This is a genomic window from Halomonas citrativorans (assembly GCF_014898005.1).
In the GTDB taxonomy this organism is placed as follows: domain Bacteria; phylum Pseudomonadota; class Gammaproteobacteria; order Pseudomonadales; family Halomonadaceae; genus Vreelandella; species Vreelandella citrativorans.
The window spans coordinates 144,273-168,609 of sequence record NZ_JABUYX010000002.1 but is presented as its reverse complement, the minus strand read 5'-3'; the positions used below and the strand labels follow the sequence as shown (position 1 = coordinate 168,609).

22 protein-coding genes are annotated in these 24,337 nt (G+C 53.2%); 8 read left to right on the top strand and 14 right to left on the bottom strand.

Annotation, left to right across the window (positions count from 1 at the left end; all coding sequences use genetic code 11):
- Positions 1-108 precede the first annotated feature (108 nt).
- From bioB to bioA, 6 genes are read left to right on the top strand one after another with little or no spacing between them, the layout of a single operon-like run.
- The gene (gene bioB / locus INT20_RS03895) at positions 109-1,161 is read left to right on the top strand and encodes a biotin synthase BioB (RefSeq protein WP_193055262.1); all 1,053 of its coding nucleotides are present in this window, start codon (positions 109-111) and stop codon (positions 1,159-1,161) included.
- A complete protein-coding gene (bioF, locus tag INT20_RS03890; protein ID WP_193055261.1) occupies positions 1,148-2,293 on the top strand; it encodes an 8-amino-7-oxononanoate synthase in 1,146 nt (381 codons plus the stop codon). Before bioB ends, bioF begins: the two co-directional genes overlap by 14 nt.
- Positions 2,290-3,006 (top strand): alpha/beta fold hydrolase, encoded by a 717-nt coding sequence (locus tag INT20_RS03885; RefSeq protein WP_193055260.1) that lies wholly within the window; start codon positions 2,290-2,292, stop codon positions 3,004-3,006. The genes bioF and INT20_RS03885 overlap by 4 nt, the downstream gene beginning before the upstream one ends.
- Entirely contained in the window at positions 3,003-3,794 is a 792-nt protein-coding gene (locus INT20_RS03880; RefSeq protein WP_193055259.1) for a methyltransferase domain-containing protein, read from the top strand. Before INT20_RS03885 ends, INT20_RS03880 begins: the two co-directional genes overlap by 4 nt.
- The gene (gene bioD, locus INT20_RS03875; protein WP_193055258.1) at positions 3,791-4,480 is read left to right on the top strand and encodes a dethiobiotin synthase; all 690 of its coding nucleotides are present in this window, start codon (positions 3,791-3,793) and stop codon (positions 4,478-4,480) included. The genes INT20_RS03880 and bioD overlap by 4 nt, the downstream gene beginning before the upstream one ends.
- Positions 4,477-5,766: an adenosylmethionine--8-amino-7-oxononanoate transaminase gene (gene bioA / locus INT20_RS03870; RefSeq protein WP_193055257.1), complete on the top strand. Its 1,290-nt coding sequence runs from the start codon at positions 4,477-4,479 to the stop codon at positions 5,764-5,766. Before bioD ends, bioA begins: the two co-directional genes overlap by 4 nt.
- 4 nt (positions 5,767-5,770) lie before the next feature.
- On the opposite strand, the gene INT20_RS03865 is transcribed toward bioA, so the two are convergent.
- From INT20_RS03865 to INT20_RS03810, 12 genes are all read right to left on the bottom strand, one after another.
- Complete coding sequence (locus INT20_RS03865; RefSeq protein ID WP_193055256.1) at positions 5,771-6,484, bottom strand: SIR2 family NAD-dependent protein deacylase; 714 nt, start codon at positions 6,482-6,484, stop codon at positions 5,771-5,773.
- Between the two features lie 24 nt (positions 6,485-6,508).
- Positions 6,509-8,263 (bottom strand): bifunctional isocitrate dehydrogenase kinase/phosphatase, encoded by a 1,755-nt coding sequence (gene aceK / locus INT20_RS03860; protein ID WP_193055255.1) that lies wholly within the window; start codon positions 8,261-8,263, stop codon positions 6,509-6,511.
- 116 nt (positions 8,264-8,379) lie between these two features.
- Positions 8,380-9,216: an ethanolamine ammonia-lyase subunit EutC gene (gene eutC / locus INT20_RS03855; RefSeq protein ID WP_193055254.1), complete on the bottom strand. Its 837-nt coding sequence runs from the start codon at positions 9,214-9,216 to the stop codon at positions 8,380-8,382.
- Complete coding sequence (locus tag INT20_RS03850; protein ID WP_193055253.1) at positions 9,206-10,621, bottom strand: ethanolamine ammonia-lyase subunit EutB; 1,416 nt, start codon at positions 10,619-10,621, stop codon at positions 9,206-9,208. The genes eutC and INT20_RS03850 overlap by 11 nt, the downstream gene beginning before the upstream one ends.
- Positions 10,622-11,239: 618 nt before the next feature.
- Positions 11,240-12,079, bottom strand: a complete 840-nt coding sequence (locus INT20_RS03845; protein ID WP_226912035.1) for an SDR family NAD(P)-dependent oxidoreductase — start codon at positions 12,077-12,079, stop codon at positions 11,240-11,242.
- A 1-nt stretch (position 12,080) separates the two neighbouring features.
- On the bottom strand, positions 12,081-13,592 hold the full coding sequence (locus INT20_RS03840; RefSeq protein WP_319022160.1) for a tripartite tricarboxylate transporter permease: 1,512 nt from the start codon (positions 13,590-13,592) through the stop codon (positions 12,081-12,083).
- Between the two features lie 2 nt (positions 13,593-13,594).
- A complete protein-coding gene (locus INT20_RS03835; protein ID WP_193055252.1) occupies positions 13,595-14,125 on the bottom strand; it encodes a tripartite tricarboxylate transporter TctB family protein in 531 nt (176 codons plus the stop codon).
- A 66-nt stretch (positions 14,126-14,191) separates the two neighbouring features.
- The gene (locus INT20_RS03830) at positions 14,192-15,184 is read right to left on the bottom strand and encodes a Bug family tripartite tricarboxylate transporter substrate binding protein (RefSeq protein ID WP_193055251.1); all 993 of its coding nucleotides are present in this window, start codon (positions 15,182-15,184) and stop codon (positions 14,192-14,194) included.
- A gap of 65 nt (positions 15,185-15,249) precedes the next feature.
- Complete coding sequence (locus INT20_RS03825) at positions 15,250-15,963, bottom strand: SDR family NAD(P)-dependent oxidoreductase (protein WP_193055250.1); 714 nt, start codon at positions 15,961-15,963, stop codon at positions 15,250-15,252.
- Positions 15,964-15,967: 4 nt separating this feature from the next.
- On the bottom strand, positions 15,968-16,738 hold the full coding sequence (locus INT20_RS03820; RefSeq protein ID WP_193055249.1) for a citryl-CoA lyase: 771 nt from the start codon (positions 16,736-16,738) through the stop codon (positions 15,968-15,970).
- A gap of 2 nt (positions 16,739-16,740) precedes the next feature.
- The gene (locus INT20_RS03815; RefSeq protein WP_193055248.1) at positions 16,741-18,267 is read right to left on the bottom strand and encodes a class I adenylate-forming enzyme family protein; all 1,527 of its coding nucleotides are present in this window, start codon (positions 18,265-18,267) and stop codon (positions 16,741-16,743) included.
- Positions 18,267-19,064 (bottom strand): IclR family transcriptional regulator, encoded by a 798-nt coding sequence (locus INT20_RS03810; RefSeq protein WP_193055247.1) that lies wholly within the window; start codon positions 19,062-19,064, stop codon positions 18,267-18,269. The genes INT20_RS03815 and INT20_RS03810 overlap by 1 nt, the downstream gene beginning before the upstream one ends.
- Positions 19,065-19,373: 309 nt before the next feature.
- Here INT20_RS03810 and zigA point away from each other — a divergent pair, with 309 nt between their 5' ends.
- Positions 19,374-20,600 (top strand): zinc metallochaperone GTPase ZigA, encoded by a 1,227-nt coding sequence (gene zigA / locus INT20_RS03805; protein WP_193056474.1) that lies wholly within the window; start codon positions 19,374-19,376, stop codon positions 20,598-20,600.
- Positions 20,601-20,671: 71 nt separating this feature from the next.
- Here zigA and INT20_RS03800 read toward each other — a convergent pair whose 3' ends face one another.
- Positions 20,672-22,066: a PepSY-associated TM helix domain-containing protein gene (locus INT20_RS03800; protein WP_193056473.1), complete on the bottom strand. Its 1,395-nt coding sequence runs from the start codon at positions 22,064-22,066 to the stop codon at positions 20,672-20,674.
- Between the two features lie 257 nt (positions 22,067-22,323).
- Between INT20_RS03800 and INT20_RS03795 the strand changes: the two genes are divergently transcribed.
- Positions 22,324-22,881, top strand: a complete 558-nt coding sequence (locus tag INT20_RS03795) for a DUF2946 domain-containing protein (protein ID WP_193056472.1) — start codon at positions 22,324-22,326, stop codon at positions 22,879-22,881.
- 259 nt (positions 22,882-23,140) lie between these two features.
- Here the strand turns inward: INT20_RS03795 and INT20_RS03790 are convergent, their stop codons facing one another.
- Positions 23,141-24,199 (bottom strand): SDR family oxidoreductase, encoded by a 1,059-nt coding sequence (locus INT20_RS03790; RefSeq protein ID WP_193056471.1) that lies wholly within the window; start codon positions 24,197-24,199, stop codon positions 23,141-23,143.
- Positions 24,200-24,337: the final 138 nt, after the last annotated feature.

Genomic DNA, 24,337 nt, shown 5'->3' with positions numbered 1-24,337 from the left:
CGTTGACGAATCCATCACCACCGTAAACCTTTTAAATTTTCATAGTTGACATAACAAACGCTTCATCGCTAGAGTCTTGTCAACTTTTTACACAGACATGGTTTACCAATGATCGCGACTGCTGCCCCACGCAATGACTGGACGCTTGAAGAAATCAACGCCCTGTTTGCTCTGCCGTTTAACGATTTGCTGTTCCAGGCCCAGCAGGTGCACCGAGCGCATTTCGACCCTAACGCGGTCCAGGTATCAACCTTGCTGTCGATTAAAACCGGCGCCTGCCCCGAAGACTGTAAGTACTGCCCGCAATCGGGCCACTACACCACACAGCTTGAAAAAGAGAAGTTGTTGGAAATCGAAAAGGTGGTGGAACAGGCCCAGGCCGCTAAGCAAGCTGGCGCCAGCCGTTTCTGCATGGGCGCAGCCTGGCGCAGCCCCCGGGACAAGGACCTGCTCGTTGTCGAAGAGATGGTCCGTCGGGTAAAGGCGCTGGGGCTTGAAACCTGCATGACGTTGGGCATGGTCAACGACCAACAGGCTACCCGTTTGGCAACCGCCGGGCTTGATTACTACAACCACAACCTGGACACGTCCCCCGACTACTACGGCGAAATCATCACCACGCGCACCTACAGTGACCGCTTGGAAACCCTGGCGACTGTTCGTGAGGCGGGCATGAAGGTCTGCTCCGGCGGCATTTTGGGCATGGGGGAAGGTGCTCAGGATAGAAGCGCCCTGCTGCAACAGCTGGCCAAACTCAGCCCGCACCCGGAATCGGTGCCGATTAACATGTTGGTCAAAGTGCCCGGCACGCCACTTGAGAACGTGGAAGATCTCGACCCGCTGGAGTTTATCCGCGCCATTGCCGTCGCGCGCATCATGATGCCCCAAAGCCATGTACGGCTTTCCGCCGGGCGCGAGCAGATGAGCGAATCCACCCAAGCGCTGGCGTTTCTGGCCGGTGCCAACTCCATCTTCTACGGCGACAAGCTGCTAACGACCAGCAACCCCCAGGCCACGCGAGACAGGGCCCTGTTTGCCAAGCTAGGCCTGCATCCAGAAACGCGCGAAACCTGTGAAAGCGAGGCCGCGCAAAGTGAGCGCTTGGCTCAGCAGCAGCTTAACCAGCGCGTCGCTGAGCTTGCGGTGGATGCCAGTGTCTGAAGCGTGGCATCAACGTCTGGCCAATGCGCGAGCGGTTCGTCAGCACGCCCAGCAGTGGCGCACTCGGCGTACCCGACAGCCACACCTGGTGAACTTCGCAGACAATGACTATCTTGGCCTGGCAACCGACCCTCGCGTTCAGGCTGCCCAAGCCGAAGGCGCTCGCCGATTTGGCGCCGGGGCTGGCGCATCGCATCTGGTGAACGGCCACCACGCGATTCACGATGCCCTGGAAGACGCCCTGGCAGCCTGGACAGGCCGCGAGCGGGCCGTGCTGTTCTCCACCGGCTATATGGCAAACCTGGGCGTGCTACAGGCGCTAGCCGATACCCACACGGCCATTTTTCACGACCGGCTCAATCACGCCTCACTGCTGGATGGAAGCGCGCTGAGCGGCGCCCGCTCACGGCGCTACCACCATAACGATAGTGACGACTTGAGCCGCCTGCTGGCGCGCAGCCGCTGTACCCACAAGCTGGTAGTGAGCGACGGTGTCTTCAGCATGGATGGCGATGTGGCCGATATTGAAGCGCTGGTGCGGGTAAGCCAACAGCATGCTGCCTGGCTAATGATTGATGACGCCCACGGCCTTGGTGTTATAGGTAATAACGGCAGTGGCTGTGTGGGCACACACTGGGGAAGTGACCAGGTGCCGATTCTGGTCGGTACACTGGGCAAAGCGCTGGGCACGGCCGGTGCGTTTGTTGCAGGCGATGCACAGTTGATCGACCATCTGACCCAGTTCGCCAGAAGCTATATCTATACCACCGCACAACCGCCCGGCGTTAGCGCCGCGACGCTGGAAGCACTTGCGATTGTCCAGCGCGAGCCCGAGCACCGCCTGCGCCTTGCGCGTCATATAGACTACTTTCGTGAAGAGGCTCTACGGCTGAACCTGCCGCTGGGTGAATCGCGCACGCCCATTCAACCGCTGTATCTGGGAGGCGAGTCGCGCGTGCTGCTGTGGGCCGAAAAGCTGTATCAAGCGGGAATTGACGTTGGCGCAATTCGTCCACCCACCGTGCCCAGGGCTGAGTCTCGCCTGCGCATTACGCTCAGCGCTCGCCATTCGCGTAGTGATATCGACCGGCTTCTCGAAACGCTGGCGGCCTGCCACTTGGAGGCATTATGACGCGCCTGGTACTGCTTTCAGGCTGGGGAATTGACCGGCGAATCTGGCGGCCGCTGCACCCTTACTGGCCCGCCAACGTCGAGGTTGCCGCCGTTGATTGGCCTGGTTACGGCAAGGTTCCTGCACTGCCTGACAACGCCTCCCTGAGTGAGCTTGCCACGGCCATGGCAAGCCGTCTGCCCAGCGATGCGGTTTGGGTCGGATGGTCGCTGGGCGGCCTGCTGGCGACGGCGCTGCTTGACTATCTTCCTGCGCCCCAGGGGCTACTACTGCTGGGAGCAGGTGCCAGGTTCTGCACGCCGGATAGCGCAACGTCAGCAGCGCTTGCCGACTTCCAAGCCATCTTTGCGCACCGTGGCGATGCCGCGTGGCGTCACTTTCTGCGCTGGCAGGCTCAAGGAGAGCCCGCTCCGTATCAGGTTCACGCACAGCTGCGTGCCCTGCTTGGCAGTACGCCCCCGGCAGACCGCACCACGCTTTCTGCAGGCCTTCACTGGCTGGCCACACTGGATAATCGTCGACGCCTAAACACGTCGCCATGCCCAGTGGTTCATCTCGTGGGCGAGCATGACCCGCTGATCAGCGCTATTGAGTGCCAGCGGACGCTAACACTTGAACGCGGCGGCCACTGCCCAATGCTCTCGCAACCAACGCGTTTGGCGTCACTGCTCGCCGCTCAAGCCACTGCGCTATCTGCCAGGGAAATGGCATGAGTTCGATCCCCCCTCAGTTACGGCGGCCCAGCGCCGACTGGCAGGCCCGAGTGGCGCACGCTTTCTCCCGGGCAGCACCGCAATACGATGCACTGGCCAGCGCCCAACGCCATATCGGTGAAACGCTATGGAACGACTTGCCATCTGAGGCTAGCCATATACTCGACCTGGGCTGCGGTACTGGCTATTGGTCGCAGCGACTAGCCGAACGCTACCCCCATGGACACGTCACGGGGCTGGACATTGCGCCGGGCATGCTGGAGCACGCTCGCTCGCGCCACGGCGACCACATTGCCTGGCAGCCAGGCAGTGCCGAGTCGTTGCCCACCCCTCGCTACCTATTCGACCTGGTGTTTTCCAACCTGGCCATTCAGTGGTGTCGCGACACTCTGGCCGTTATGCAGTCGCTGTATCGAGTGCTGGCGCCAGGCGGCCTGGCGTACATCAGTACGCTATTACCCGGCACGTTGGCCGAAGTGGCTTTCGCCTGGCAGCGCTCAAGCGCGCTGTTAACGACGCCCTCCTACCGCCTGGTTAACGGTGCTATTCACAAAAGCGGCCTGCGCTGCACTCACCAAGCGACCCACGTGGAAACCTTCTTTTATCCTGACATCAAGGCCGTTATGGCTTCCATCAAGGGGGTTGGCGCACAAGTGGCCAGGCCCAACGCCATGCTCACCCGGGCGGACCTGGCAGCGGCTGCCACGCGCTTTGAGCAGCTTCGTAAGCGCCAAGGGCTTCCGGTCAGCTATCACTGCCTGAACCTGCAACTGGAGAAACCCCGATGAAGCGCTTTTTTGTTACCGGCACCGACACCGATGCGGGAAAAACGCTGGTCGGGAGCGCGCTTCTTTATGCCGCCCGATGCCAGCAGTTGAGCACCTTAGGGCTTAAGCCCATCGCCTCTGGCAGCTCGCTAACGACGAAAGGGCTGCGCAATGGCGATGCGCTGGCACTGCAGCAGCAGTGTGAACCGCCGGTTGACTACGCCACGGTTAACCCAATGGCCTTTGAGCCTGCGATAGCACCTCACCTGGCCGCACAGGAGGCAGGCCAGATGCTAAGCGTGCCTGAGGTTGCCCACTGGCTGCGTGACACCCTTGGCCAGACGCCGAGGGCGTTCACTCTGATTGAGGGTGCGGGCGGCTGGCGCGTGCCGATCAACGAACAGGAGGATTTTGCCGACATCGCCATCGCGCTGAGGCTGCCGGTGATCCTGGTGGTTGGTTTAAAGCTCGGCTGCCTGAACCATGCCCGCTTAGCGGCCGATGCCATTCGCGCCGACGGTCTGACGCTTGCGGGCTGGGCAGGCAGTGTGATTGACCCCGCCTTTGCGGCGGATACTACCCGTTTCACGCCCAACATGGCCCACCTTAACGCCAGGCTGGCAGCGCCCTGCCTGGGCATTGTGCCGCATTTGACAACGCCCGATGCGGCCACCGCCCACCGCTATCTCTCGTTGGAGGCATTATGAACTCGCCAGTCTGGCACCCCTACGCACACCTTAAAACCCAACCGCCCGCCCCCAGGGTGGTCGGCGGTAGCGGCGCCTATTTTGAGTTGGAAAGCGGCGAGCGCCTGCTGGATGCTACCTGCTCCTGGTGGTGCATGATTCACGGTTACGGCCATCCGCGCCTGGTGGCGGCTATTCGCGAGCAGGCGGAAACACTCTGCCATGTGATGCTCGGCGGGCTCACTCATGACCCCGCCGATCAGTTGGCGCGTGAGCTGGTGCGCGTCACGCCCGACGGGCTTAATCACGTCTTCTACTCTGACAGCGGCTCGGTAGGCATGGAGGTGGCGATGAAAATGGCGCTGCAGTACCACGTGCTTACTGGACAACCAAAAAAGCGCAAAATGCTCTCGCTAATGAAGGCCTATCACGGAGATACCACGGGCTGCATGGCCGTGTGCGACCCAGAAGAAGGCATGCACAGCCTGTTTTCAAGCCTGCTGCCCCAGCACCATTTTGCGCCTGCGCCAATCGCTCCTTTTAACGCAACGCAAGCGCAGGTAGCCGCCGATTTAGATGCGCTAGGCGAGGTGCTTGAGCGTCACCATCAGGACATTGCTGCGCTGCTGATGGAGCCGCTGCTGCAGGCTGCGGGTGGGCTGAACATGACCTCCCCGAACTACTTGCGCGGCGCCCGGGCCCTGTGTGACGCATTTAACGTGGTGCTGATCTTTGATGAGGTTGCCACGGGGTTTGGCCGCACCGGCAAACTATTTGCCGCCGATCACGCCAACGTTAGCCCGGATATCATGGTGCTTTCCAAAGGGCTAACTGGCGGCTATTTGGGCCACGCCGCCACGCTTGCGACCGACCGCATTCACGACGCTTTTATCGGTGACAGCGCACACCACGCTTTTATGCACGGCCCAACGTTTATGGGCAACCCCTTGGCGTGCCGGGTAGCGCTGGAAAGCCTGGCGGTATTTGAAGAGGAAAACTATCCTGGCAAAATAGCGCTCTTAAACCGGTTACTGTGCCGCACCTTACTGGAGGATCAAGCGCTCATGGCGCACCCAGAGGTTGCCGATGTGCGCATACTGGGCGCCACGGCCGTTATTGAAGCGCACTCGGAAGCAGCGTTAACAGGCGTTGCCACATTTGCTCGCGAGCAGGGTGTTTGGCTACGCCCGATCGGGCGCTGGCTATATACCATGCCCGCCTATATTACCTCTGAGCAGCAGATAACCCACATTACCGATGTCATGAAGGCCTGGTTTCTGAAATCGTCACCTCGCTTGTCAGGCTAAAGCGTTAAGGCAGTGTTAGCGCGCCTTCTCTTTTCCAGCGCTCTACCAGCGCGGGCACGCCTTCCCCGGCAGTAGCATTAATCGCCAGTACGCCAGGTGGGCTTAAGTCATCGGCATCCGGGTCAACCAGTGCGCAGGGCGTGTCGTAGTCGATATACGAGAGCAGTGAAGCGGCGGGCATCACCGCAAGCGAGGTTCCGACGACCAGCAAAAAATCCGCTTGGCTGGCTAGTTCGCAGGCCTCTTCAAACAGCGGCACGGCCTCGCCAAACCAGACCACGTCAGGGCGCAGCTGGCTGCCCTTATCGCACAGATCACCCAACGCAATACCGCCTTTAACGAGCGGATAGCGCATGCGCTCATCCGCGCTGGAGCGGGCATTTAAAATTTCGCCATGCAAATGGATCACATCGCTGGAACCTGCCCGCTCATGTAGATCATCAATATTTTGAGTGATAACGGTGACCTTGAACCCCGCCTGCTCCAGGCTTGCCAGCGCCCTGTGCGCGGCATTGGGTTGGGCACTGCGAATCTGCTCTCGGCGTTGATCATAAAACGTCAGTACGCGCTGGGGGTCGCGCTGCCAGCCTTGCGGCGTTGCCACCTCTTCAACCGGGTGGTCTTCCCATAAGCCATCGCTTGCGCGGAATGTCTTGATACCACTTTCGGCGCTGATCCCCGAGCCGGTAAATACCACCAGATGGCGCGCTGTCGTCATGATTACCTCGCTGCTTTACCGCGGTTACTGTGCAGCGTCTACAAAGCGCTGCTCGTTTCCATAAGGGTACACGTCAATGATACGGCCATCGACAATGGCCTGCTGCAAGCCCTGCCAGTAGCGGACCTCAAACAGCTCCGGGTGAAGCTGTTTAAACACCCGCAGCCGCTCCGGGTTAGCAAACATGAACGGGCCAAACTCCTCGGGAAAGATATCGTTCGGGCCAATGGAGAAGCTTTCATTTCCACCGCTCAGGTAATCGTCACCACTTGCGGCCGGGATAGCGCGAAAGTGGCACTCAGTGAGGTAACACACCTCATCGTAGTCGTAAAAAATCACCCGTCCCTGGCGCGTAACGCCAAAGTTTTTGAGCAACATATCGCCTGGGAAAATATTGGCGGCGGCCATCTGCTTGATGGCATCGCCATAGTCCTTGAGCACCGCTAACTGCGCCTCATCATCACACTGCTCCAGATAGATATTCAGCGGCGTCATCATGCGCTCGGTATAGCAGTGTTTGATGACGACTTTCTCGCCTTTCAGCGTCACGGTAGAGGGGGCAACTTCCAACAGGTGAGCCAAGCATTCCGGGTCGAAATGATCGTTATGCACGGTGAAGTTAGAAAATTCCTGAGTATCGGCCATGCGGCCTACCCGGTCGTGGCGCTTCACCAAATGATACTTTTCGCGCACGATATCAGGTGTCACGTCCTTGGCAGGGTCAAAGGTGTCTTTAATGATCTTGAATACCGTACGCGCACTTGGCAGTACAAACACGGCCATCACCATCCCGCGCACGCCGGGGGCGATAATAAACACGTCCTCGCGCTTAGCGACCTGCTGATTAAGCGCGCGAAAGAACTCGGTTTTGCCATGTTTAAAAAAGCCAATCGCCGCGTAAAGCTCACCAGCTGGCTTATGGGGCATTAGGCGCTGCAGGTAACCCACACACTCATTCGGCACCGCGACATCCACCTGAAAATACGCCCGGCTGAACGAGAAGATAATGGCTACATCGTCAGGCGTAATCAGTACGGTATCCAGATGAAGCCGGGGGACGCCCTCAGTGTTCTGCTCGGCATGCTCCTGGTGGCGTACCGGCAAGACCAGCGGCACTTGTTCCCCGCCGCCGGTGACTCGTCCCACCAGGTATGCCCCTTTATTGCGGTAAAAAACGCTGTGAAGCAGCTCTATAGCGGCGTCCTTGGCCTGCCATATAGTGCCTGGCAACGTTTTGTTTAATAGCGCGGCACCCAAGCGAGTATCTCGTGCCATATCGGCAAACGGGTTGTGCAAGGCAGCGCCTTCCAGTGCCCAGCGCAAAGCCGCCTGCCAATCCCCATCAATTGAACGGCGTCGGCACAACTCAATGCCTGAACGCTGCGCGGCCTCCTTTCGAGAGCTGATCACAAACATCCACTCATTGCGAATATGGCGATGCTTGAAAATGGCGCAAAAGAGCGAGTTAAAAAAGGTTTCGGCCAGTTCAACATCCAGCCGCGGACGAATTAGCTCGGCATAGTGGCTACGCGCTTCACGCCAGACCTCGCAATGGGTTAATAACTCATTTGAAAATGTACGCTTGAGACGTTCAACCGCGTCATCCACCTGCTGCTGATAGAGATTAATCCGCGCAATGGACGCTTGCTGGCTCTCCCGCCAGGCACCTTCTTGAAAACGGCGCTGAGCATCCAGCGTGATCGCTTTAAAGCGGGTTCGGTACGCTTCAAAGCCATGCAAAATGGTCGCGGCCAAGCGATAGGCAGGCGTGGTGTTCACAAGCGGGACTCTTGTCGCTTTTTGATCAGCCTATAGGATGAAACGCCATGAAGCCATTCAGCAAAGGCGCTTTATTGAATAAGTGAGTAGCCTCTTCACGTCGTGCGGTATAAGCGCTAATCAGCGACCAAAAAGTTTTTCGTTGCGCCCGAGGCGGCTGCGTCGCCTTCAAATACGCCGTCTTCACTGCGATCTTTTAATTTAACGCCCGATACTTTCAGCTTACGGGCGTCTTTGAGCAGTAAAAAGAGCCGCCGAGCTGCCTCCTGCATGTTCAAGCCCGCTGGGCGCACGTTGGAAATGCAGTTGCGCCGGTCATCCTTAAGCCCCGGCTCGGGCGCCCAGGTCATGTAAAGCCCGAGGCTATCCGGCGAGCTCAGCCCGGGCCGCTCACCGATCATCACCAGTACCGCATCGGCATTGAGCAGCGCGCCAATTTCATCGCCAATCGCCACCCGACCCTGCTCGACGATAGCGAGCGGCGCTAACTGCCACGCAGCGTTGTCCTGCTCAAACTGCTGATACAGCGCTTTTAAAAATGGCTGGCTGTTCTGCTGGACCGCCAGAGCAGAAAGTCCATCGACGATCACCACAGCCAGATCCACGCGTGATGGCGACGTTTGGGCATTGTGTAAGCGCTCCCGCGAATCATCATTTAACCGGCGGCCAACATCGGGGCGCTGGAGATACATGGCTCGGCCCTCCACTTGGCTGTGCAAGCGAAGCGGCTCATGTTCAAGCGCAAAGGCTTCTTGCAACTGCTGAGCCAGCGCTTCGACATCCAGCGGGGCATGCACCGCATCCTGCGCCTGAGCGTGGGCCAATTGAAACTCCAGCAGCTTACCGGTAGGCAGGCTGACGCCCGCCCGGCCCAAGCCGATACGCGCATCGGTAAATGCACGCAGCCGTTCCCAAGGGTTCTCTACAACAATAGGCGTTGGGTTAGATGTCATGGCGTGGCTCCCTGGGCAGGTGGCGCAGGCTGTTAGCGAACGCAGCGGGCACCTGGTCGTTTAGCGTGTGTGTTTTCACATCGTTGAAAATCTGCATCTCATCAAGCCAGCGCTCAAACTCCGGCGCGGCTTTTAGCCCAAGCACGCGGCGGGCGTAGAGCGCGTCGTGAAACGAGGTGGTCTGGTAATTGAGCATAATGTCGTCAGACCCCGGTATGCCCATCACGAAATTGCAGCCCGCTACGCCCAACAGGGTCAGCAGGTTGTCCATATCGTTCTGGTCGACTTCAGCATGGTTGGTGTAGCAAACATCACAGCCCATGGGCACGCCCAAAAGCTTGCCGCAGAAATGGTCCTCAAGCCCGGCCCGGGTGATCTCTTTACCATCGAACAAGTACTCGGGGCCGATAAACCCCACCACCGTATTGACCAACAACGGGCTGAATTTGCGCGCCACCGCATAGGCACGCACCTCGCAGGTCTGCTGGTCAAGCCCATGATGAGCATCCGCGGAGAGCGAACTGCCCTGGCCGGTTTCAAAGTACATGACGTTGCGCCCCACCGTGCCCCGGTTAAGCGACTGGGCAGCCGCTTCGGCTTCAGCAAGCGTGCTTAAATCAAACCCGAAGCTGCGGTTGGTGGCTTCAGTGCCGCCTATCGATTGAAACACCAGGTCCACCGGGGCACCCTGCTCAATGGCTTCCAGCGTATTGGTCACATGGGTAAGCACGCAGGACTGGGTGGGAATCTGGTACTTCTGAATCACGTCATCCATTAAGCGCATCAGCTTAACGCTTTGAGCCACGTTATCGGTGGCTGGATTAATCCCGATCACCGCGTCACCGCTGCCATACAGCAGGCCATCCAGAATACTCGCCGCAATGCCGGTGACATCGTCCGTCGGGTGGTTGGGCTGTAGCCGGGTAGAAAGCCGCCCGGGCAGGCCGATGGTATTACGAAAAGCCGTGGTAACTCGGCACTTTCTGCCCACCAGAATCAGATCCTGATTGCGCATCAGCTTACTGACCGCCGCGGCCATTTCCGGCGTAATGCCTGGGCGAACGGCGGTGAGCACTTCTGAAGTTGCCTGATCCGAGAGCAGCCAGTTACGAAAATCCCCTACCGTTAAATGCCGAAGGGGCGCAAAGGCCTCGGCGTCATGCTCATCGATAATCAGCCGGGTGATTTCATCGTGTTCGTAGGGGATCAGAGCGTCGTTCAAGAAGGTGGTTAACGGCAGTTCCGCCAACACCATCTGTGCCACCACGCGCTCCTCAGCGCTTTCGGCAATTACACCCGCTAAACGATCACCCGAACGCGCGGGGGTCGCTTTGGCCATCAGTTCGGTCAGGCTTTTAAAGCGATAATGGCGGCTGCCTACTGTCGTTTGAAAGGTCTGGGCCATGGGGTTTACCTAGTATTTATTTTCCCAACGGCTAGGCGTTACAGAATAGACATTACTACTTACACCATAGCGCTATCACTCATCTTTCAGTATCGAATCTTAGAAAACCGTAAATAAACAATAAAAAATAACGTTAAAAAACAAAAACTAGCTTAAGGCACAACCACCACACTTGAGAGGTACCTATACACTTAACCGACGTGCTTGACGCATAAAAAGATGCATCCAGGAAGCCTTTGCCGTTGATGCCTATGGACACGATCAAACCTGAGTTTCTAGCAACATGAGCACGATCAACTTAACATTGGACACTTTTATGGTCGACTGGATGACATAGGGTTGGATGCCATGCATATCTTAAAGGACACCGGGACAAGCAGTGCGACTCTACAGCCGGCCAGATGTCATGTAAGCCATTGATTCCACGGGAACGAAACACATCAATCCATTTGGCACGGGTGTATTTACCGCGACACTGAGACGGCTAATGACTTCAACGCTGTTAGTTGTCCAACCTCCTGCCAGTATGGCGCACTAACTCTGGAGAAAACCTCATGCCATTAGGTTGGGTTCAGCACGCCCGTGAGACTATTCGCCAGACCGCCGGTCAGGCGTTACTCAAAATATAGGTGGTTGTTGCACAGTGGCAGAGAGCCCACCATCAATTAATATTTCTGTTCCAGAAATATACGATGCTTTATCAGAAGCTAAAAACAAAGCGGCTTCTGCGATATCAAACCCTGTTCCCATTCGGCCTAATGGGCATTGCATAGCTCGGGCAGCCCGCATTTCGTCGGAAGTTTTTTTTCCATAAGAATTAGCGAGTGTCTTTTCGATGCGCGGTGTGTCAATTAAGCCAGCAATTATCGTATTCGCTCTAATACCATAGCAGGCATTTTCCATTGCCAAGAGCCGCATGAAATGAATAGCCGCGGCCTTGGTGGTACCGTAAGCAAGATGAGGATATCCAACGTCACGAACCGCGGCGATAGAAGACGTTGTTAAGATAACTCCACTAGCCTTTTCACGCATGGAGGGCAGTACTGCTGAGGTAGCAACATGAAGAGAAGTGAGGTTGGCATCGCTAATACGCCGCCAGTCTGCTGGAGATGTCTGTTCAGAGGCTCCAGCCTTTCCTACCCCTACATTACAATAAAGTATATCGACCTGGCCTAAAGCCTCGATAACTTTGTATATAGTTGCGGTTAAGTCCTCATCCTTTGTAACGTCAATTTCAACCGCCCGGCCTTGACCGCCTCTACTTTTAATGAGTGCTAGGGTTTCCTGCGCAGCAGATAATTCCCGATCTGCAACAATGACGATCGCACCTGCCTCGGCGTACTTTACACAAATCGCTTTTCCAATCCCCCAGCCGGGGCCGACTGACCCACCGCCAAGCACTAAGACAACTTTACCCTCTAGATCTTTTATCATTATTAATCCACCTTTCTTATTCATTTCATATGCCGTCAGAATGGGCGCTACTGGCTCTGGACTTCGCTGCTTTTGCCGCTAGCCACTCCCGGCGTAACCCCATAAAAAGAGATAATGCGACCGCCGCTATAAAAAACCAGCAGATCCAGCTTCGGAAAAAGATGGATATGTCTTCTGATATCAAATAGGAACGTCTTAAGTTATCTTCGAACAGGGGTCCAAGGATGAACCCGATGAGAAAGGGGGCTGAAGCCATCCCTATCCGAGTCATTACAAAGCCAAGAAGCCCAAAGGCAAACATCATTAGTACATCAAACATCTGATTTTGGACGGCATAACTTCCGAATACGCAGAAAAGCAGAACCGATGGCAAAAGAATGTGCCGAGGGATGTCCGCAATTTTTGCGAAATGGCGTATTGCTAAACTACCGGCGACAAGCAGTACGAGTGAGGACAGCATTATCCCTGCAAAGATTGCATATATTATGGTTATGTTATCTTGGAAGAGTAGCGGCCCCGGCGTTAGCCCGTGAAGCATAAAAGCCCCTAAAATAACGGCAGTTACAACATCACCAGGTATCCCTAATGCTAAGAGTGGTATGAGTGTCGCCCCGGCGACACCATTGTTGCCAGATTCCGAAGCCGCCACACCTACAATTTCCCCAGTGCCGAACTTCTCCGGATGACTGGATACTCTCTTTGCCTCACCATAAGAAAGAAAAGCAGCAGCCGTAGCCCCCGTTCCTGGAATCGCACCAATGATCACGCCAATAAAGCTTCCGCGAATAATTGTAGGTAAGCACTTAATAAACTCAGGCATAGATACTCGACTTCGGTCTGCCCCTTTAACGGCAATCGGCATTATTTTTTGAACATAAAAATCGATAACCTCAGGAATAGCAAAAAGGCCAATAAGCAATGGAATGTAGCTAACACCACCCATTAAGTTGAAATTGTCAAAAGTAAAGCGCTGGGTTCCATAGACTAGGTCAAGCCCAATTGTCGAAACCAAGATACCTAAAGTTCCCGACATCAACCCTTTCATTAAAGATGATCCTGATATCGAGATTACAATTGTCAAAGAAAAAGCTATTAGCCAGAAATACTCTGGAGGTCCGAATTTTAACGCGAAACTTGCAATGGTTCCGGCTAGGAAGATAAGAGCAAGATTGGAGATTAAATCTGCCGTGCATGAGGAATATAAGGCTATCTTTAGCGCTTTTCCGGCTTTGCCTTTGCGAGCCATTGGGTAGCCATCAAGGATTGTACAAGCTGCTGCTGGCGTTCCAGGCGCTTTTACCAAAATAGCGGTAATTGATCCCCCGAAAATTCCTCCCTTATAGATTCCTATCAGAAGCAATATTCCAGTGATAGGGTCGAGCGAGAATGTAAAAGGCAGAGCCAGCGCTACAGCCATTGTTGCAGTTAGCCCAGGAATGGCCCCAACTGTCACGCCAACTAATACCCCGACCGTTATAGCAAGAAAGTTACTGAGACTGAAAAAAAGGGTAATACCCTCGGCGATGTTTGACATCATCGTCAGATCCATCCTTCAAGTAGGCCTTTCGGAAGCGGAACCTGCGCAAACAGCGTAAAGAATAGATAAAGAACTAGCGGAAGCCCGATTGAGACTGAAACCAGGATTAGAGGCCGTCGCTCTCCACCCAGCCAGATAAGAAACCCTGTAACCATTATAGATATCAACAACATACCGAGGTACTGAGTTAAAAAGCAATAGGCAAAAAAACAGGCGGCTACTAATAAAATATGTAACGGCCACCTACGCCTTAAATGGGTAGACTCATCATTTTCCTCTTTAGGAACCCCTAGGCCGATTGATGCCTGCATCCCGTAGATCAAGCCAAAAATCCCAATTAATGTGGTTAAAACGTAAGGTAGAAAGACCGGAGAGAGAGGAAGCCGCTCTACTGAAGCAGGTGAAACCACTCCCGCAGGAATTACAATCCAAGCGAAGAGAACTGAAGCCACAAATATTCCCCCCCCAAGCATGGCATCTTTTATGCTTTTTTTAGCAACAGCCTCGGGTCTCTGTTCAATGTCGTCGCTCATCGATAAGCCCTCTATAAACCCAATGAAGTGGAGCGGACGTAAATTTTCACGTCCGCTCTAAAATACTTACTCCACGGTCACGCCGGCTTCATCGACGACCGTTTTCCATTGAGCTAGTTCTTGATCGACATGTGAAGCAAGGTCTGCTGGTTCGCCACCTTCGATCGTGGCCCCTCGCGTCCTAGCGAATTCCTTAAAATCGTCGCTCTGCATCACTTCCTGCATTGCTTCGTTAAGTTTCGTAACCACTGCATCATCTGTTCCCGCTGGAGAAAATAGACCGAACCATGAAATGGCAGAAAATTCCTCAAGTTCGGCAATACCCGCCTCAGAAAGTGTGGGAACATCAGGCAATGCTGCGGATCGCTCACTCGTCGTGACTGCCAGAGGTCGGATTGCACCTGATTGGATTTGCGGGAGAGCCGAAGGCATATTCTCGAACATTACGTCAACATCCCCAGAAAGTAGTGCTGGCATTGCTTGACCACTTCCACGGTATGGTACGTGCGTCATCCGAGCCCCCGTACGTGCTTTAAACATCTCCCCTGATAGATGAATTGAACTTCCAACTCCTGACGAAGCGAATCTCATCTCTCGCTCATTGGCTTGATCAATAAATTCCTCTACCGAATTAATATTGCTCTCATTAGAGACCACCATCACATTCGGGATCGAAAGAAGATATATAATTGGATCAAAATCATTCTTCGCATCGTATTGCAGGTTTTTATAGACAGCCGGCGCAATGCCATGAGATGAAACGTTTCCCATAAAGAGAGTGTATCCATCAGGGTTTGCCATTGCAGCCTGTGTGCTTCCTAGCGTGCCCCCGGCTCCGGCCCGGTTTTCCACGGTCACCGTCTCATCAAGGACGCTTGTTAGCCCCCTTGCTACTTGACGAGCAAGTATGTCGGTCGATCCACCAGCACTATAGGGAACGATCATATTGATACGCTTAGTTGGAAAGTCCTCTGCTTGTGCGTTCGCTTGCGATGTGAACGCCATGAGTGAAGTGCTGACCAAAATGGACGACAACAGTGTCTTCGAGAGTTTTGTCATTATTTTTTCCTCTGCATGAATGTACCCACTCGGGGATTCTCCAGTGCTAATGCAACTGGAAACCTTTATACGGAGCCGATCGTCATGCCTCCGCAGATGTAAAGTACTTGCCCAGTAACAAAGCCTGATTTTTCGGATGCAAAAAAACTTACTGCATTAGCAACATCATCTGGCGTGCCTAGCCTTCCAACAGGTACGCGCTCAATGATGGATTTCGTGCGTGGATCGTCCGGCGGGTTAACCTCTTCAAACAGACTTGTTCGTATTGGGCCGGGGCCCACCGCATTGACAGTGATACCATGTCGTCCGAGTTCGAGTGCCCATGTTTTCGTTAAACCATGTAGCCCAGCCTTCGTCATCGAATAAACCGTTCTCATTTCTTTACCTAAAGCGGCGCGGCTAGAGATATTAACAATGCGGCCTATACCAGCCTTTTTCATTGCAGGAATAACAGCCTTGGCACATAAAATTGGTGCTGTCAGGTTGATGGAAACGACTTTCTCAATGCTATCAAGCTCGGTATCTTCAATCGCAGAAGGCATAACGATACCGGCATTATTGACTAGCCGAAGTACGCTATGAGTAGCGGTAAATTCGATGATTTTGTTCTCTGTCGCTATGGCATCCGCGAGATCGACCTCAATAAATTTCTCTGCGTATTCATGTTCAGGTTGAATCCGATCTACCACAACAACACGCAGTCCATCCTCAGAAAGGCGTTTCGCTATCGCACCACCTATGTTCCTTGAGCCGCCTGTAATAAGTACATAATTGGACATTTCTTTAATCCTCGTAGGGTATAGATTTATCGACGAGGTCCCAGATATATCGGCCTGAAGGGCGTTGCTGCTCTTCCGCAATATGGGCAACCAGACCGGCGGTGCGCCCAATAACAGAGAAGCCTCGCATCAGATCTACAGGAATACCCATTTCGCCAAGCAGTGCGGCTGTTGCGCCAGTCGCGTTGATAGTAATGTGCCGCCCTGTGATTTCATCAATAACTTCGGAAAGAAGATGGAGGGATTCGATATACTTTCCTGAGAACCCATTTTTTTGACCTATTTCTATAAGCCGTTTTGCCCGAGGATCGTCAGGATAATGTAGGTGATGCCCGAAGCCTGGGATGTGTGCTTTTCGGCCTCGATATTCATTGACGATCTCTTTAGCGTATGTTCTGCGTTCTTCGCCCTCTAATGAGGCAAGGCTGGCTAATAAGCGCGCATTGTTTTCCACGGTCCCGACAAACTGGCTTCCGATTGCTAAAAGCCCTGCAGCTACGGCCCCTTGTAAGTTTTCAGGTGCGCTCATGTAGACGGAACGCGTTGCTATGGCGCTAGGCGTAAAGCCATGCTCCATCATGGTGATTAGAACAGCATTCATTACTCGCTGCTCCTCAGGCTTAATTTGACGGCCAAGGATATGTTCCATCATCACGGAAACGAAATCAGATTGAGAGCCGGACTTGAGCATATCTTCAACGAGGTTTTTTTCCCGATAAAAGACCGCTGTAGGAGTATGTCGGCTTAGAGAAGTGGTAGGCGTTTTAAAGACCATAATTATGTATCCTTTTGTTTGCCGGCTTTGGCCGACTTTATATAGTCATCAATGAGCGTCTGCTTCTGAAGCTTTCCATACGCGTTGCGGGGTAGACGATCGTAGACAACAAGAGATTTGGGGGTCTTTACCGACCCAAGTTTTTCCTTAATGAATGCAATAATTTCATTAGGCTCCACCTGAACTCCATCACGTAATTCAACAGCGGCATGGACAGCCTCCCCCCATTTATCATCAGGTACGCCGAAGACAGCACAATCTATAATCGCCTCATGCTCAGCGATAGCCGGCTCTATATCGATTGGGTAGACGTTGAAGCCTCCTGTGATGATGACGTCCTTCGATCGCCCTTTAATGAAAAGAAAACCCTCATCATCGACAAAGCCAAGGTCACCAGTACGAAGCCATCCATCAACTAAAGTCTCAGCAGTTTTATCTGGCTGACGCCAATAGCCGGTCATGAGGAGGTCACCTCGCAGAACGATCTCTCCATTAGATCCAGCGGGAAGCAAATTACCGCTTTCATCGATAATGCCAACTTTCGAAAGAATGGTTTCACGACCAACAGAGGCCCGTTTTTCGGGGCGAAGCAGGTCTTGTGCAGTTATCATAGTGGCGATCTGCGGCGCCTCCGTCTGACCATAATTTGAAGCTATACAAGGCCCGAATATTTTTTGAGCATCAGCAATAGCCTCTGATCGCATCGGTGCCGATCCATAAACAAGGTTTCTTAGCCGATCGTAACTTCCCTCTTTGGCTTCAGGTATCTGCATCATCAAGTAAAGAACTGTCGGCGGTAAAAAAGTGGTAGTGATATCGCTCGTTAGTAAATAATGAAGCGTCTCTTTTGGTCGAGGCTGGTCCAAAATGACGATGGTGCCTCCGGTTGCTAGCGTCGGTAAAATATATGTCGAGGTTCCATGCGTGATTGGTGCCGCTGCGAGATATCGATCGCCCTCTTGCATGTCCCACGCCAAGATCTGTGTAACGATATTCGTGTTCCAAGCACGGTAAGGCTGCATTACTCCCTTTGGTTTACCAGTAGTACCTCCAGTGAACTTAATTGCTTGTGTTTCATGGAGTGGTAAAAGGTGAAAGGTCGGTTTCTTTCCTTCATATTTTCGGATCAATTTGGCTAATGAAGTCTGCCCTTCTTCTGCGCTCGCAATAAGAATCTTAGCTCCGCCATTCTTGACCAAGTGATGGCTATCCTCATCTACAACAACAATCGACATTTCAGTGAATTCAATCGATTGACAGATTTCCGCCTCTCTATTTTTTGGGTAGAGAGGAACCCACACTTTCCCCGCAGCCAGAACCGCCAGCCAAGCGATTAAGTGGTCGATATGATTGAAGCAACAAATGCCAACTCTGGAACCCGGAGTCGAGTCAATATCCTGAAACGCCGCAGCCAAAGCATCCGATTTATTCTTTAACACTTTATAAGTGATTTTTTCGTCGCCGAACTCAACTGCAATACGATTCCCATCTTTAAGTACTTGCCTATAAAAAAAGTCAATTGGGTACATCAGCGTCTCCTCTTAACCTGCATGCCTTCACGTTTGACGGCAGCACAAATCATCGCCGCAATCTGCTTTCGCCGTTCTTTGCTTAATCGAGAAATTGTGGTCGTCACGGAGATAGCGCCAATCAACGAATTTTCTGAGAACAGTGGTAATGCAATCGCACCGATATCTGGAATGACATAAGCATCGTTAAAAACGTAGCCTTGAGAATCGAGAAGACTTACTGCATCGCGAGCAATTTCAGCTGTCATACAGCCATACCTTAGATATCGCTCTGCCTCGGATATGATGACTTTTTCCCTCTCTTCGTCGGAGAGGCTGGCAAGTAGTGCGAGGCTAGCAGCGCCAACGCCGAGCGGGCGTCTTGCACCTATTTTTAAAGTATTGATTGTTATATGAGAGCTACCAGAAACAAGGTCGATACATAATGATTCGCCTCGAGATGGAACAGAAAGACAAACAATTCCATCAACCTCCTCCTGTATAGCTAATAAGGTTGGGTGTAACTTTCGACGAAGCTCAAGGAAAGCAACATCAGATCCAGCTCGTTCAACAATTTCATAAGGCATAAGCCCTAGATGGTAGAACTTAGAGTAAGGGTCAAGGCTAATGAAGTTTTCTTCAACTAAGGCATTCAGCAATCTGTAAGCTGTTGAAATATTTATTCCAGCTTTCGTGGAAGCCTCACTCAGATTAATTCCTTCTGAGCCTTTCTCTGCCACTGCAGTTAACAAAGCTAATCCTTTGGACAAGGAGGACTGAGCCACTTTATTGGATGGTAACGGTGTTTTTACCCGCATTAGTTCTTACCTTTTTATATTTTATTGTTCATAAAAAGGTAGCTCAGGGTAGTTTACGTTTGTATTAATCTTTCGTATTACGAAATTTATATTTTTACTAGATGAAAATATAAAACTAATAAATAGTTTAATTTACTTAATATTTATATATTAAGACAATGATAAATAAGTTTTTTTAAAAACCGAAGTGCCCATCCCTCCTTTCTTGCATCTGTCACCAAGCCTCACCATTTCGCTAACAGCACTTTCTAGTCGCCATATATTGTTATATTATTACATAACATAAAACCATTTAGAGGCATGCTAGCAATGACTGCGTTTTCTCCCCTGCCCGTTACCGTGCTGTCGGGCTTTCTGGGCGCTGGTAAAACCACCGTGCTCAATCATATCCTCGCCAACCGTGAAGGCCTTCGCGTGGCGGTGATTGTGAACGATATGAGCGAGGTGAACATCGACGCCGCGCTGGTGCGCGGTGGCCCGGGCGAGCCAACGCTTGAGAGCGAAGTAGCGCTTAATCGCTCAGAAGAACGCCTTGTCGAGATGAGCAATGGGTGCATTTGCTGCACGCTGCGCGAAGACCTGCTTATAGAGGTCAACCAGTTGGCCAAGGAAGGAAAATTCGATTATCTGGTCATTGAGTCGACCGGTATTTCCGAACCCTTGCCAGTGGCTGAAACGTTTACCTTTGAGGATGAGGACGGCCAAAGCCTTTCCCATATCGCCCGGTTGGATACGCTGGTAACGGTCGTTGATGGTGCCAACTTTCTTGCCCAATACCGTGAAGCACAAAGCCTGGCGGAAGCAGGAGAAAGCCTCGGCGAAGAGGATGAACGTAACGTTGCCGACCTGCTGGTGGATCAGATCGAGTTCTGCGATGTATTGCTGATTAGTAAAACGGATTTAATTAGCGAAAAAGAGCTGGAGGCACTCAAAGCCATTTTGCACTCCCTCAACCCCGATGCCGAGCTGGTGCCTATTCGCCAAGGCGGCGTACCGCTTAATAAAGTGCTAAATACTGGCAGGTTTGACTTTGAGCGCGCTCAGCAGGCGCCGGGCTGGCTAAAAGAGATGCGTGGCGAGCACGTACCCGAAACCGAAGAGTACGGCATCGGAAGCTTTGCTTATCACGCCCGTCGCCCATTTCACCCGGCCAAATTTCACGACCTGCTGCATTCCGAGTGGTTTGGCGAGGGTTTATTGCGCTCGAAAGGTTTTTTCTGGCTGGCCACCCGCCCCCAGTGGGCCGGGCAGTGGAGCCAGGCAGGCGGCATCGCCCATCACGGCATGGCCGGTATGTTCTGGAAGTCGGTTCCTGAAGAGCGCTGGCCAACTGCCCCCGAATACCGCCAATTCATCACCGAGAAGTGGGAAGAGCCGTTTGGGGATATGCGCCAGGAACTGGTGTTTATCGGCCAAGGGCTGGATAAAGCCCGCATGTGTGACGCACTGGATGCCTGCTTACTCAACGAAGGCGAGCTACTGGAAGGCATGGAGATGTGGAAAACGCTGCCTGACCCCTTCCCCGCGTGGGAATAAATCTGCTTGCAAGCGCCAAGGCCTCAGGTATCGACCTGAGGCCTTTTCTATTGTGCTTATTATCAGCGTTTTTACACGCTTCGGGGCTTTCTGGAAGCCGCCCAGCGCAGCGCATCAATGATCGCAATAATGATCAAGCTGCCACCCAATACCGGTAAGGCGAACCCTAAAAGCGTTAGGATGGCGAGCAGGCCCAACTGAGCGGGCACGCCCAGCATGATAAACAGCGCGGTCATGGTTTGTGCCTTATTCACCGTGGTGTTTTTAACGCGCTGCCACCACATCCGATAACCCCACACAATAAGAAACACCAGTGCCGCTGCAAATAGCGCCAGCACCAGCTGGTTAAGCAGGCCAAACAGTACGCCCATATGTAAATCAATACCCCAGCGCGTTAGCTTTGCCGCCAAGGGAAACGTTGAAAAATCCGTTTGCTCAAGAATACGCATATCGCTTGGGTTCAGTGCGATCTGGTCTACCTGAGTAGGCCAGCGGCGGTCAATTTCAGTCACACGCCACGCTCGGCCTTCGCTGGCAGGCGGTTCTAGCTGGATTCTACCTGCCACTAATCCTGCGCTCCTGACTGCCGCAAGCGCCTGGTCGAATCCTTCCGGGCTTACAAAATCTCCGGCTTCGGGGGCGCTGCTCACACCATGGTCGGCATGCATGTCGTGATGGGCATGGGAATCATGGCTCACTGCATCCCCTGGCGCGGGAAGCACGGTCGATACGCTCAGCGTACCCCAGCCCCACGCCTGTCTTAATTCGCCAATATTGCCACCGGCCCATTGCGACCAGGTAAGCCCCGTGGCTGAGAAAAACAGCAGCCCGACGAGCGCAAAAACACCTGCGGTTGCGTGCAAGCGCCGTGCCGCCATACGCGGGCTTGGGCTTTTAAGCGCTTTACGTCGCGCTAACCAAAGCACCAGGCCCAGCAGCGCAATGATCCATAACCATGACGCCGCTAGTTCGCTGTACAAGCGCCCTACATCGCCTAACAGCAAATTACGGTGAAACTGATCAAGCGCCGTGCGAAACGGCAATATGCCGCTGGTGCCATACACCGTCATGTCGCCTTTTACGTCAAGCGTTGCCGGGTCTATAAAAATAGCCCGATGCTCGGAAGGCCCAAGCGCTGGGTCAGCAAACATAACACGCGTGGTACTGTGCGCATCCGGTGCGGGGCGGACCGCGGCGGGTAGCGTGTCCTGGCCTACCACCCACTGCGCCGTTTCAATTTGCCGTGCCAGCGGCTGCGGTGCATTCTGGGTACTTACCGTTAAGGCATCACGGTAAAGCCACGATTCCACCGACGGTGTTAAAACGTAGACAATACCACTTAAGGCGGCCACCAGGATAAAGGGACCTACCAAAAGCCCCACATAAAAGTGCATTCGCATTAATAGCGCAAAGAGAATTTTTCCATTTCGCCGGGGCAGCGTTGGATCGGTTTTTTTTGAGGACATGCTTATCATTTCCTAAGAGATATTAAACAACGTACTTTATCGGCATGGCGTATATGCAAAGGATTATTGATCTTTAAAAAAGCTAACGATTAAAACGCTACAAACATCTTCTTAAATCATGCATATAAAGAGTGCGACTATAGGACGCATAAGGCTCAGCGATTTAAGGAATCTACCGTTAACGGATAATTTTATGGTTACTCAGTACCGGGCTGGTACAATCACGCTTCTTGTTAACTCCGTGAGGGCTGAATTTGATGCCACTGTCTCGCTCAGCACGCTTACCCTACTATCGCGCTACATTAGCGATGGCGTGGGTAGCCATGTGCCTGTTATTTGCGGGGCCGCTCATTTCTCAGTTCCAGGCGGGTCATCACGACCATGGCCACCATGCTCACAGCCAGCTCCATAACCACAGCAACAGTCATCACCACAATGCGGATGCTGAACATCATCACCCTACGGATGAACACGCCGAGCACCCTGTAGCGCATTCCCCGACACCAGATACGGGCGCGCTTTCCAGCACGTTGTCAGACTGGCACAACCAGTGTGGCTACTGTGAGCTGTGGCAACACAGCCCGTCGCTCTCTATTGCATTACTCGCCCTTGCCCACGAAGCCTTCGTTGCGCTGGGCGGCGCATTTCTAACACTCCAGACCGGTGCGTTTTTTCAGTATAACTATCCGCATGCGTTAACTCGCGGGCCACCTTATTTTATCTTCGAGCATTTAAAAACATCGACGCGAACAGTGTTAATAGTAACGCGTAAAAGTAAAAAAGAAACAGGGTTGTTAGGCTTTTTAAAAGCATAACAAGGCCCGGATTTAGTGCGTCTTAATATTTAAAAAACACGACGAATATCTTTTAAGCTTATCCCTTAACAACAAGACAGCTTGGCACTTACTGCTATACATTAAAACTATTAATAGCTTTTCTACTCTTTTAACTAGCATCCGGTTAACTCATTTTTTATCACCGCACTTGAGCCATTACATCCAAGAAGGCGCTCAGGAACGCAAAATGGGGTGCCATTAGGCACCCCGGTGGCGATTTTTCTGAAAGCGGTATGACTCAAGGAATGATGCGTTCTGCGCGCAGGCGGGTGAACAGATCAAAAAACGCGCCACGGGTTTCGCGGAAGTGGTCAAAGCCGAAATCGCGTGACTTGGTCACATCGTTAACGCACTCAAGCTCACGACCAAGGTCGGCATCAGAGTGCCACCAGGAAGCTAGCCTGGTCACATCGGCTTCAACAAGGTCATGCTTTTCAGCAATGTCGGCCCAGATTGGCGCGCTATCGGCCATTTGTGTTTCCAGCGGCAGCGGCGTTTCCGGGCAATCGGCCACCTCCAGTTCGAAGAACTCGCCTATTTCACGCCACATCCGGCGCCAGCGGAAAAAGTCACCGTTAACGGTGTTGAACGCTTCGTTGTGCGCCCCCGGGGTAGTGGCCGCCCACTCCAACTGGCGCGCCAGCACCAACGCATCGGTTAGGTCGGTCAGTGCATTCCACTGAGTCTGCGAGCCTGGAAAGGTAAACGGCTTGCCAGTTGCTTTGCAGATAGACGCGTAAACCGCCAGCGTCACGCCCATGTTCATGGCGTTACCCAGGGTATAGCCGATCACGGTATGCGGGCGGTGCACGTTCCAGCTGAAGCCGTCACGCTCGGCGGCGGCGAACAGGGTGTCTTCAAGGGCGTAGAAGAAGTTATCACCCGGTACGCGCGGCGCGGATTCGCGAAATGGCGTTTCAGTCTTGCCGCTGCCGTAGCTCTCAAAAGAGCCCAGGTACTGCTTGGTGCCGGTTACCAGCGAGACATGCTTGATTTTCGCGCCCTGCAAGGCATCCAACAGGTTCTGCATCATCGCGCCGTTGGCCTCGACATTGGCCTTTTCGCTATCGCGCTTGATCCAGGTGCAGTAGAACACGTGCGTGATGGGTAAATCGGTCAGAGCTTTCTCGGTCGCTTCGCGATCCAGCAGATCAACGGCAACAGGGATAACACCGGTCTGGGTAGTGGCGCGGCGTGATAAACCATAAACAGTCCAGCCGCTGGCATTAAGATAGCTTGCCAGGTTACCGCCAGTGATTCCTGTCGCGCCTACGACAAGCGCGTTGCCTTTACGCATTATTGACTCCTTATCCAAATGAGATAACTCGCATCAATCCAGCAAGTGTTGACAAAGTGAGTTCTAAAATCGACGAACGCTGGGCTCGTATCGGTTGAGGCTTATTCTGGACAGCAGCCAAAGTTGCTACAATTGGAA

Bases quoted from the DNA above. Each gene is read 5' to 3' on its own strand.
- INT20_RS03800 (WP_193056473.1), bottom strand. From the start codon at position 22,066: ATGTCCTCAAAAAAAACCGATCCAACGCTGCCCCGGCGAAATGGAAAA.
- zigA (WP_193056474.1), top strand. From the start codon at position 19,374: ATGACTGCGTTTTCTCCCCTGCCCGTTACCGTGCTGTCGGGCTTTCTG.
- INT20_RS03830 (WP_193055251.1), bottom strand. From the start codon at position 15,184: ATGACAAAACTCTCGAAGACACTGTTGTCGTCCATTTTGGTCAGCACT.
- INT20_RS03815 (WP_193055248.1), bottom strand. From the start codon at position 18,267: ATGTACCCAATTGACTTTTTTTATAGGCAAGTACTTAAAGATGGGAAT.
- INT20_RS03850 (WP_193055253.1), bottom strand. From the start codon at position 10,621: ATGGCCCAGACCTTTCAAACGACAGTAGGCAGCCGCCATTATCGCTTT.
- INT20_RS03865 (WP_193055256.1), bottom strand. From the start codon at position 6,484: ATGACGACAGCGCGCCATCTGGTGGTATTTACCGGCTCGGGGATCAGC.
- INT20_RS03845 (WP_226912035.1), bottom strand. From the start codon at position 12,079: ATGAATAAGAAAGGTGGATTAATAATGATAAAAGATCTAGAGGGTAAA.
- INT20_RS03790 (WP_193056471.1), bottom strand. From the start codon at position 24,199: ATGCGTAAAGGCAACGCGCTTGTCGTAGGCGCGACAGGAATCACTGGC.
- INT20_RS03840 (WP_319022160.1), bottom strand. From the start codon at position 13,592: ATGATGTCAAACATCGCCGAGGGTATTACCCTTTTTTTCAGTCTCAGT.
- eutC (WP_193055254.1), bottom strand. From the start codon at position 9,216: ATGACATCTAACCCAACGCCTATTGTTGTAGAGAACCCTTGGGAACGG.
- INT20_RS03820 (WP_193055249.1), bottom strand. From the start codon at position 16,738: ATGGTCTTTAAAACGCCTACCACTTCTCTAAGCCGACATACTCCTACA.
- INT20_RS03795 (WP_193056472.1), top strand. From the start codon at position 22,324: ATGCCACTGTCTCGCTCAGCACGCTTACCCTACTATCGCGCTACATTA.
- INT20_RS03880 (WP_193055259.1), top strand. From the start codon at position 3,003: ATGAGTTCGATCCCCCCTCAGTTACGGCGGCCCAGCGCCGACTGGCAG.
- INT20_RS03825 (WP_193055250.1), bottom strand. From the start codon at position 15,963: ATGTCCAATTATGTACTTATTACAGGCGGCTCAAGGAACATAGGTGGT.
- bioD (WP_193055258.1), top strand. From the start codon at position 3,791: ATGAAGCGCTTTTTTGTTACCGGCACCGACACCGATGCGGGAAAAACG.
- bioF (WP_193055261.1), top strand. From the start codon at position 1,148: ATGCCAGTGTCTGAAGCGTGGCATCAACGTCTGGCCAATGCGCGAGCG.
- INT20_RS03885 (WP_193055260.1), top strand. From the start codon at position 2,290: ATGACGCGCCTGGTACTGCTTTCAGGCTGGGGAATTGACCGGCGAATC.
- bioA (WP_193055257.1), top strand. From the start codon at position 4,477: ATGAACTCGCCAGTCTGGCACCCCTACGCACACCTTAAAACCCAACCG.
- INT20_RS03810 (WP_193055247.1), bottom strand. From the start codon at position 19,064: ATGCGGGTAAAAACACCGTTACCATCCAATAAAGTGGCTCAGTCCTCC.
- bioB (WP_193055262.1), top strand. From the start codon at position 109: ATGATCGCGACTGCTGCCCCACGCAATGACTGGACGCTTGAAGAAATC.
- INT20_RS03835 (WP_193055252.1), bottom strand. From the start codon at position 14,125: ATGAGCGACGACATTGAACAGAGACCCGAGGCTGTTGCTAAAAAAAGC.